A 6,998-nucleotide genomic window follows, 5' to 3' on the forward strand; every position below is an offset into this window, starting at 1 on the left:
TTTGAAATTCGATCTGCCGCTTTCGAGACAAATTGCAACGAAGCGATTAGCGCTTCGAGAACTGGAAGGACTTGCGGGCTTTCGCCTTGCCGTACTTCTTGCGCTCGACGACACGCGAGTCGCGGGTCAGGAAGCCGCCCTTCTTGAGGACGCCGCGCAGATCCGGCTCGAAGCAGGTCAGCGCCTTCGAGATGCCGTGACGCACCGCGCCCGCCTGTCCCGACAATCCGCCACCGGCCACGGTGCAGATCACGTCATACTGTCCGGCACGCGCGGCGGCGACCAGCGGCTGCTGGATCAACATGCGCAGCACGGGACGCGCGAAGTAGGTTTCGACTTCGCGGGTGTTGACGACGATCTTGCCGGCGCCCGGCTTGATCCAAACGCGGGCAACCGCGTCCTTGCGCTTGCCGGTCGCGTAGGCACGGCCCTGCTTGTCGATCTTCTTGACGTATTTCGGCGCGTCCGGCGCGGACACCTTCAGCGACGACAGCTGGTCGAGAGACTGCATGGTATCCGACATTATGCGGCCCTCATGTTCTTGCGGTTCAGCACGCCAACATCGAACGGCTCGGGCTGCTGGGCTTCGTGCGGGTGCTCGGCACCGGGATAGACGCGGAGATTGCCGAACTGGACGCGGCCCAGCGGTCCGCGCGGAATCATGCGCTCGACGGCCTTCTCGACGACGCGCTCCGGGAAGCGACCTTCGAGGATCGACTTGGCGCTGCGTTCCTTGATGCCACCGATGAAACCGGTGTGGTGATAATACACCTTCTGCTCACGCTTGCGGCCGGTGAAAACCACCTTGGCGGCGTTGATGATGATGACATGGTCACCGCAATCAACATGGGGCGTGTAGATCGGGAGATGCTTGCCGCGCAGTCGCATCGCGACCAGCGTGGCGAGCCGGCCGACCACGAGACCAGTGGCGTCGATGACGATCCACTTCTTCGTGATCTCGGCTGGCTTTGCCGAAAACGTCTTCATTGTGAAAATCCATGAAAAGGAGGCATCGACGGCGATCCGCCGAACTAGGCGCGTTTCTAGTGGGGGCGGCGGATTCCGTCAATGCCAAATCGTGTCGAAATATGTAAAATTACACAGTAAAATCATCATGTTATAAATCTGGTTCTATAATACCTTCATATTTAGCCAGCAAACGGAATGGAATAGGTGGAGGTCACGTGGGCGATCGGATCGGGGGAAGTGCCTGATAACAGGGTCACTTCTCCCACTGCGAGGCGTTTGCCGAGCTTCAGCAGCTTGGCCGCGGCGAGCACGTCTTGGGCGGGCTGGCCCTTGCGCAGGAAATTGATGTTGAGGCTGGTGGTCACCGCAAGGCCGATCGGGCCGATCGCCGACAGCAGCACCACATACATGGCAAGGTCGGCCAGCGCCATCAGCGTCGGTCCCGATACGGTGCCGCCGGGCCGCAGCATCCGCTCGCCATAGGCCTGGCGCAGCAGGCAGGTGGTGCCGTCGGCGCTCTCGATGGAGATGTCACCGGCGCCGAACGCCTGCGGAAATTCCTTGTGCAGGAATGTCTCAAGTTCGGCCACGCTCATTTTCGCGATCGTCATCTGTCCCCGCCCTGCTCTCGCCTGTCCGCCTCTGTTACAATATGGTGACGGTCCTGCCCAGCGATGGAAGATTCACTCATGGCCCAGCCTGCCCGTGCGCCCATTGCGTCGCCGCCGATCCTGTTGCGCGAGACGCTCGGCAGCATCGCGATCCTCACGCTGAATCGCCCTGGTGCGCGCAACAGCCTGTCGGAAGGCCTGATCGGCGAATTGCACGCCGCGCTCGATGCGATCGCGGGTGACCGCGCGGTCCGCGCCGTGGTGATCGCGGCGAACGGCACGGCGTTCTCGGCCGGCCACGACCTGAAAGAGCTCACCGCCCGCCGCGCCGACGCCGATCGCGGTCGCGCCTATTTTGCGCACATGATGTCGATCTGCAGCGCGATGATGCAGGCGATCGTGCTGCTGCCGAAGCCGGTGATCGCGTCGGTGCAAGGCGTCGCCACTGCCGCCGGCTGCCAGCTGGTGGCGAGCTGCGATCTGGCCGTGGCCTCGGAAGCTGCGACATTCGCCACGCCCGGCGTCGATATCGGCCTGTTCTGCTCGACGCCGATGGTGGCGCTGTCGCGCAACGTTCCGCGAAAGCAGGCGATGGAGATGCTGCTGACCGGCGAGCCGATCAGTGCGGAGCGCGCCCGCGAGATCGGCTTGATCAACCGCATCGTGCCCGCCGGCACTGAACGCGACGCGGCCATTGCGCTCGCCGAACAGGTGGCACGCAAGTCTGCGCATACCGTCAGGCTCGGCAAGGCCGCATTCTATCGCCAGGCAGAGATGGGCCTTGCGGACGCTTACCGCTTCGCCGCCGAAGTGATGGCCGAGAACATGATGGCCGCCGACGCCGAGGAAGGCATTGGTGCCTTCATCGAGAAGCGCGTGCCGAAATGGGAAGACCGGTAGCTGAAATGAACCACGACTCCTACAGCGACGATTACATCCGCGAGATCCTCAACTCAGTCAAAACCGTCGCCATGGTCGGCGCCTCGCCGCAGAACGTGCGGCCGAGCTATTTCGTGTTCAAGTATCTCGCCGAGCGCGGCTACGACATGATCCCGATCAATCCCGGCCAGGTCGGCAAGAGCCTGGTAGGAAAACCGTTCGTAGCCTCGTTGCGCGAGATCGATCGGCCGATCGACATGATCGATGTCTTTCGCAGCGCTGAATTCGTCATGCCGATCGTCGATGACGCCCTGACGCTGAACCCGCTGCCGAAGGTGATCTGGCTGCAACTCGGCGTCCGCAACGACGAGGCGGCGACAAAGGCCGAAGCCGCCGGGATCAAGGTGGTGATGAACCGCTGCCCGAAGATCGAATATGGCCGGCTGTCGTCGGAGATTTCCTGGATGGGTGTCAATTCGCGCACCCTCAGCTCAAAGCGGGCACCGCCACCGACCATGGGCATGCGGCTGTCGCTGAATCGCGGCAGCATTGGCGGCGGCGGGACGGATGCAGCCGACCGCGCCGCCAAGAACAAGAACGACATCGTCTGATCGCCGGATACGGCAATTTCTTTCGCCGCTATGATACAGCGCAGCATGGCTGTTGCGAAGTCGCGTCAAGATGCCTGATCGCCTTGACGCCGGCGACCCGCCCGATCAGCATGCCGCCAACAATTCTGCCATACAGGGAGTGACTATGAACGATCGCATTCCGGGGTTTGCCACCCTTGCCGTCCACGCCGGCGCGCAGCCCGACCCCACCACCGGCGCGCGCGCGACGCCGATCTACCAGACCACATCGTTCGTGTTCAACGATTCCGACCACGCCGCCTCGCTGTTCGGCCTGCAATCGTTCGGCAACATCTATACCCGCATCACCAACCCGACGACGTCGGTGCTGGAAGAGCGCGTCGCCGCCCTTGAAGGCGGCACCGCCGCGCTGGCGACCGCTTCCGGCCACGCCGCGCAGGTGGTGGCGTTCCAGCAGCTTTTGATGCCGGGCGACGAATTCATCGCCTCGCGAAAACTCTACGGCGGCTCGATCAACCAGTTCAGTCACGCCTTCAAGAGCTTTGGCTGGAACGTGGTGTGGGCCGACAGCGACGACATCCCCTCATTCGAGCGCGCGGTGACGCCGCGCACCAAGGCGATCTTCATCGAATCCATCGCCAATCCCGGCGGCAGCATCACCGACATCGAGGCGATCGCCGCGGTTGCGCGCAAGGCCGGCGTGCCACTGATCGTCGACAACACGCTGGCGACGCCTTATCTGATCCGGCCGATCGACCACGGCGCGGACATCGTGATCCATTCGCTGACCAAGTTTCTCGGCGGCCACGGCAATTCCCTGGGCGGCATCATCGTCGATGCCGGCACCTTCGACTGGTCGAAGGACAACAAGTATCCGATGCTGTCAGAGCCGCGCCCGGAATATCACGGCATCAAGCTGCAGGAGACGTTCGGCAACTTTGCTTTCGCCATCGCCTGCCGCGTGCTCGGCCTGCGCGACCTCGGCCCGGCGTTGTCGCCGTTCAACGCCTTCCTGATCCTGACCGGCATCGAGACGCTGCCGCTGCGCATGCAACGGCATTGCGAGAACGCCAAGGCGGTGGCGGAGTGGCTGTCGGCGCATGAAGCCGTGGCCGAGGTGAACTATTCCGGTCTGCCGAGCAACCGCTACCACACGCTGGCCCGCAAATACGCCCCGAAGGGCGCCGGCGCAGTGTTCACCTTCAGCCTCAAGGGCGGCTACGAGGCCGGCGTGAGTCTCGTGTCGAACCTGAAACTGTTTTCGCACCTGGCCAATGTCGGCGATACCCGCTCGCTGGTGATCCACCCGGCCTCGACCACCCACAGCCAGCTCGATGACGACGCCAAGACGCGCTCCGGCGCCGGCCCGGACGTGGTCCGGCTGTCGATCGGCATCGAGGACAAGGAAGATCTGATCGCAGATCTGGAACAGGCGCTGAGCGCGTAGCGTTTGATCCGCTGGACTCGTGTCCCGGACGCGGTGCGGCGCGAAGTGCCGCTCCGCAGATCCGGGATCCAGGTTTCGTCTTCGCACAACCGGGGCCCCGGCTCTGCGGCGCACCACGCCGCGAAGAAGCGGCGCAGTGCACCGCGTCCGGGGGACGATTTCACCGCGCTGAATCCGACTGGTGCGGCAGCATCCTTCCCGTTCTTAGCCCTACATCGCCTTCGCGCGCGCCGCTTTGTCCTCGCGCACCAGCCGCGCGTTGCGCTGGACCACCGAATAGGTCGCCAGCGCGAACAGGATCACCAGCAACTGGATCGACAGTGCCTCGACGCTGGGATTCAACCCGATCGCGCTGAACAGCGCCGAACCCTTTACCTCGGTGACGGAAATGATCGCCTGCTCCTGGAATTCCTGGATGGCCTCGCCGATGAACTTGATCGCCATCGCGAACAGGAACGCGGAGGTGATGATGAACAAGGGCCGCAGCGGCAGCTTCTGGGCGATCAGGTTGATGAAATAGAACAGCACGACGAGGCCCGCAGTCGCCGCCGCGAGCCCAGCGAACAGCCCGGCGCTCCAGCCGCCTTCGGTGGTGGCGAGCGCGTTGATGAACAGTACGGTTTCGGCACCTTCGCGAAACACCGCGAGAAAGGCCAGCACCGCCACCGCCAGGCTGGTATCCTGCGCCAGCGCGTTGTCGGCCTTGTGCGCGAGGTAGTCTTGCCAGCCGCGTGGATCCTGCTTCACCATCAGCCAGCCGCTGACGTACAGCATTAGTCCGGCGGCGAACAGGATCACAATGCCCTCGAACACGTCGCTATGGTCGCCGGAGTTGAATACCGCAAACGCCCAGGCCGCGATCAGGCTGGCAACGATCGCCGCCAGCGCGCCGACATACAGCGCGACCACGCGGTGGCTGCCACCGACCTTGCGCAGATATCCCGCCAAGGCCGCGATCACCAGCATGGCCTCGAGGCCCTCGCGCAGCAGAATGACGGCGGCCTGGATGAAAGCAGAAGACATGATGCGGTCCGTGGTTGATGGTCCCCACGGACATACAAACTTGCCACGGCAAAGAAAGAGCCCACGAAGCTCCGCGGATTAGAATCGTTCGAGTCAGACGGCCTTTTCAGGCGGCCTTGCCGACCAGACCGAGCTTCTGCGCCGATGCCACCGGTCGCCGCGTCTTCAACCGCTCGACCTGCAGCACCGCCAGGGTCAGCACCACGATCGCCACCGCCTGGTGCGACAGCGCCAGGTCGATCGGCACCTGATGCAGCAGCGTCAGGATGCCCAGTACCGCCTGCACGGCGATCGCCGCCACCAGCCACAGCGCGCCGTTGATGGCCGCCGCCCCCGCACGCGACCGGATCGCATCGATCGCGTGCCAGATCGCCAGCGCGAACAGCAGATACGCCGTCATGCGGTGCTCGAACTGCACCGTCAGCGTATTGTCGAACAGGTTGCGCCACCACGGCGCTTCGAAGAACAGCCGCGCCGCCGACGGGATCAACGCGCCGTCGATCTCCGGCCAGGTGTTGAAGACGCGACCGGCGCGCAGCCCGGCGACCAGCGCGCCGAAATACAGTTGCAGGAATGTCAGGCCGAGCAGCACCGCGCTGGTGACGCGCAGCCGCGCCGGCGCCGGCAACGGCGCGCGAACCTTCAGCCGCCGCAGCGTCCACACGATCGCGGCGAAAATCACCAGCGCGAGGATCAGATGCGTCGCGAGGCGATATTGCGACACCTCGACCCGTTTGGTCAGGCCGGAGGCCACCATCCACCAGCCCACCGCGCCCTGCAGCGCGCCGAGCCCGAAGATGACCCAGAGCCGCTTCTTCAGTTCCGAGGTCAGCACGCCCGACCACAGGAACCAGAGGAAGGGCAGCAAATAGACCATGCCGATGACGCGGCCGAGCAGCCGGTGGCTCCACTCCCACCAGAAGATGGTCTTGAACTCGTCGAGGCTCATGCCGGAATTGAGTTCGCGGTATTGCGGGATCGCCTTGTAGGCCTCGAAGGCCTCGCTCCAGTGCTGCTGGGTCAGCGGCGGCAGCGCGCCGGTGACCGGCTTCCATTCCACGATCGACAACCCGGACTCGGTGAGCCGCGTCGCGCCGCCGACCAGCACCATCAGCGCGATCAGCGCGGCGACCGTGATCAGCCACCAGCGCACCGGTTGCAGCCGTCTGTCGCGTGGATGGGTGATGCCGGTCATCGGGAATATCTCGGGAACAGGTCTCTGAAAACGGTCTCGGAAATCAACGCCTTGAATGGATTGGTGCGCACCTTATAGTCCGCGCGACGGCGGCTGCAAAGCAGGCGCCCTGCCCCATCTCAGCCCGGACCGCACATTTCCGTCATGACCATTCGCACCCGCAAGTTCCTCGGCACCATCTTCCTGCTCGTCCTCGTGGTGGTGTGGTCGCTGCTCGGCATGACCGTGGCGCAGGCGCCGTGGCTCGCGGCCAACGGCTGGTACCAGGCGATCTTCTACGTGGT

The 6,998-nt window shown here is 64.0% G+C and carries 9 protein-coding genes; 4 read left to right on the forward strand and 5 right to left on the reverse strand.

The features are described 5' to 3' along the window. Positions 1-46 precede the first annotated feature (46 nt). The 3 genes from rpsI to JWR89_RS05830 form a co-directional block, all read right to left on the reverse strand. A complete protein-coding gene (rpsI, locus tag JWR89_RS05820; RefSeq protein WP_299712922.1) occupies positions 47-523 on the reverse strand; it encodes a 30S ribosomal protein S9 in 477 nt (158 codons plus the stop codon). Further along, the gene (gene rplM, locus JWR89_RS05825) at positions 523-987 is read right to left on the reverse strand and encodes a 50S ribosomal protein L13 (protein WP_299712925.1); all 465 of its coding nucleotides are present in this window, start codon (positions 985-987) and stop codon (positions 523-525) included. Before rplM ends, rpsI begins: the two co-directional genes overlap by 1 nt. Positions 988-1,148: 161 nt before the next feature. Beyond that, a complete protein-coding gene (locus JWR89_RS05830; RefSeq protein ID WP_299712928.1) occupies positions 1,149-1,580 on the reverse strand; it encodes a PaaI family thioesterase in 432 nt (143 codons plus the stop codon). A gap of 78 nt (positions 1,581-1,658) precedes the next feature. Between JWR89_RS05830 and JWR89_RS05835 the strand changes: the two genes are divergently transcribed. The 3 genes from JWR89_RS05835 (at position 1,659) to JWR89_RS05845 (ending at position 4,496) form a co-directional block, all read left to right on the forward strand. Further along, positions 1,659-2,480 (forward strand): enoyl-CoA hydratase, encoded by an 822-nt coding sequence (locus JWR89_RS05835; protein WP_299712931.1) that lies wholly within the window; start codon positions 1,659-1,661, stop codon positions 2,478-2,480. A 5-nt stretch (positions 2,481-2,485) separates the two neighbouring features. Then, positions 2,486-3,070, forward strand: a complete 585-nt coding sequence (locus JWR89_RS05840; protein WP_299712934.1) for a CoA-binding protein — start codon at positions 2,486-2,488, stop codon at positions 3,068-3,070. Between the two features lie 145 nt (positions 3,071-3,215). Next, positions 3,216-4,496, forward strand: coding sequence for an O-acetylhomoserine aminocarboxypropyltransferase (locus JWR89_RS05845; RefSeq protein ID WP_299712937.1), 1,281 nt, complete (start codon positions 3,216-3,218; stop codon positions 4,494-4,496). Between the two features lie 210 nt (positions 4,497-4,706). On the opposite strand, the gene JWR89_RS05850 is transcribed toward JWR89_RS05845, so the two are convergent. Together JWR89_RS05850 and JWR89_RS05855 are read right to left on the reverse strand one after the other, a co-directional pair. Next, entirely contained in the window at positions 4,707-5,519 is an 813-nt protein-coding gene (locus JWR89_RS05850; RefSeq protein ID WP_299712939.1) for an FTR1 family protein, read from the reverse strand. A 106-nt stretch (positions 5,520-5,625) separates the two neighbouring features. Further along, positions 5,626-6,714 (reverse strand): COX15/CtaA family protein, encoded by a 1,089-nt coding sequence (locus tag JWR89_RS05855; RefSeq protein ID WP_299712942.1) that lies wholly within the window; start codon positions 6,712-6,714, stop codon positions 5,626-5,628. Positions 6,715-6,858: 144 nt separating this feature from the next. Here JWR89_RS05855 and JWR89_RS05860 point away from each other — a divergent pair. Then, on the forward strand, positions 6,859-6,998 hold a 140-nt coding region (locus JWR89_RS05860; protein WP_299712947.1), incomplete at its 3' end, for a DUF2842 domain-containing protein.

Source organism: Tardiphaga sp., assembly GCF_028290785.1.
Taxonomy (GTDB): domain Bacteria; phylum Pseudomonadota; class Alphaproteobacteria; order Rhizobiales; family Xanthobacteraceae; genus Tardiphaga.

What these genes read in the sequence shown, in the direction of transcription:
- rpsI (WP_299712922.1), bottom strand. Translation starts at nt 523, where the DNA reads ATGTCGGATACCATGCAGTCTCTCGACCAGCTGTCGTCGCTGAAGGTG.
- rplM (WP_299712925.1), bottom strand. Translation starts at nt 987, where the DNA reads ATGAAGACGTTTTCGGCAAAGCCAGCCGAGATCACGAAGAAGTGGATC.
- JWR89_RS05855 (WP_299712942.1), bottom strand. Translation starts at nt 6,714, where the DNA reads ATGACCGGCATCACCCATCCACGCGACAGACGGCTGCAACCGGTGCGC.
- JWR89_RS05845 (WP_299712937.1), top strand. Translation starts at nt 3,216, where the DNA reads ATGAACGATCGCATTCCGGGGTTTGCCACCCTTGCCGTCCACGCCGGC.
- JWR89_RS05840 (WP_299712934.1), top strand. Translation starts at nt 2,486, where the DNA reads ATGAACCACGACTCCTACAGCGACGATTACATCCGCGAGATCCTCAAC.
- JWR89_RS05830 (WP_299712928.1), bottom strand. Translation starts at nt 1,580, where the DNA reads ATGACGATCGCGAAAATGAGCGTGGCCGAACTTGAGACATTCCTGCAC.
- JWR89_RS05835 (WP_299712931.1), top strand. Translation starts at nt 1,659, where the DNA reads ATGGCCCAGCCTGCCCGTGCGCCCATTGCGTCGCCGCCGATCCTGTTG.
- JWR89_RS05850 (WP_299712939.1), bottom strand. Translation starts at nt 5,519, where the DNA reads ATGTCTTCTGCTTTCATCCAGGCCGCCGTCATTCTGCTGCGCGAGGGC.